1 protein-coding gene is annotated in these 1448 nt (G+C 65.4%); it reads left to right on the top strand.

From position 1 onward, the window contains the following. Positions 1–351: 351 nt before the first annotated feature. Positions 352–1269, top strand: coding sequence for an MBL fold metallo-hydrolase (locus tag AC04L7_RS18585; RefSeq protein ID WP_475513685.1), 918 nt, complete (start codon positions 352–354; stop codon positions 1267–1269). Positions 1270–1448: the final 179 nt, after the last annotated feature.

The raw sequence follows: 1448 nt of genomic DNA, 5'->3' as shown, positions 1-1448 counted from the left end.
CACCTGGTCGATGTGCCAATCAAGCGGCTACGCAAGAAACTCCAGGCTCGCGATCGAAGGGATCGCACGGCGGCCGACCTCATTCGCGGTTGATACGCGTTGAGGTGCGCGGGCACGACCTGCGACGCAAGGCTCGCCCCTCGATCTCCCGCGCGTTTGGTGCATATCGGGCACCACCGTGAGTCCTTTTGCAGGCCTACCGGCTCGCGCCCCGCCTCCCTACGATCAATGGCATACGGCACTCAGCCGTGATCCGAGCCCGACAACCCTTCGGTGTTGAACGGCAACTTGCTGCCAGTCGCCCGGCTGGTTTGGCCCGCGCAACCGGGCCGCATTCTTGGAGATTCCGCCATGTTCCTCACTRATGACACCTTGCAACCCACGAGCGAGAAGACCAAAGACCTGGTGCCCTCCCGTTACGCGCTGCGCATCGGCGACATCGATGCGATGGTGGTCAGCGACGGCCCCTTGCCGCTGCCCACCACGACGATGGCCACCAACGCCGATCCGGCGGACCTGGCCAACTGGCTCGGCCAGATGTTCATGCCGCCCGACAAGTACGACTGGCCGCTGAACGTGATGGTGGCCCGCAGCGGCGACCAGACCATCCTCATCGACGCGGGCCTGGGTGGGCAGTTCCCGGGCTTTCCGAGGGCTGGGCAGTTTCCCCAGCGGCTGGCTGCGGCCGGCATCGAGCTCGAGTCCATCACCGACGTGATCATCACCCACATGCACATGGACCATGTGGGCGGGCTGCTCGTTCCCGGCATCAAGGAACGCCTGCGTCCGGATGTGCGCATCCACGTGGCCAAGGCCGAGGTCGACTTCTGGATGTCGCCCGACTTCTCCCGCACGGTGATGCCGAATCCGGTGCCCGAGGTGCTGCGTTCGACCGCCAAGAGCTTCTACAACGAATACCGCGACCGGCTGCAGATCTTCGAGGAGCGGCGCGAGGTGGCGCCGGGTGTGGTGGTCCGCCGTACCGGCGGCCACACCCCGGGGCACAGCGTGGTCGACCTGGTGTCGGGCAACGAGCGCCTGATGTTCGCGGGCGATGCCATGTTCCCGGTCGCATTCGACCACCCCGACTGGCAGAACGGCTTCGAACACGACCCCGAGGAGGCGACCCGCGTTCGCCTCGCCCTGTTCCGCGAACTGGTGCAAAGCCGCGGACTGCTGGTGGCCGCCCACCTGCCCTTCCCCTCCATCGGCCGGGTGGCGGCGGAAGGCGACATCTTTCGCTGGGTTCCGATCATCTGGGACTTCTGAACGCGCACCGCATCGCCGGTGCCCAGGATCTTTTTTTCCCTCTCTCCTCTCTCGCGGCCTCCGCGAACGGGTACCTCAGCCGCACTGAGGCCGGAGCACACATGACCAACCGTCTCAACTACATCAAGCAATCGCCCGAGCTCTTCAAGAAGCTGATCGAGTTCAGCACGCTCGTGGAC

It is taken from the genome of Pseudoxanthomonas sp. LjRoot204_2, from assembly GCF_056175765.1.
The sequence above is the reverse complement of the archived record's forward strand: the minus strand, read 5'-3'. Positions and strand labels throughout refer to the sequence as shown.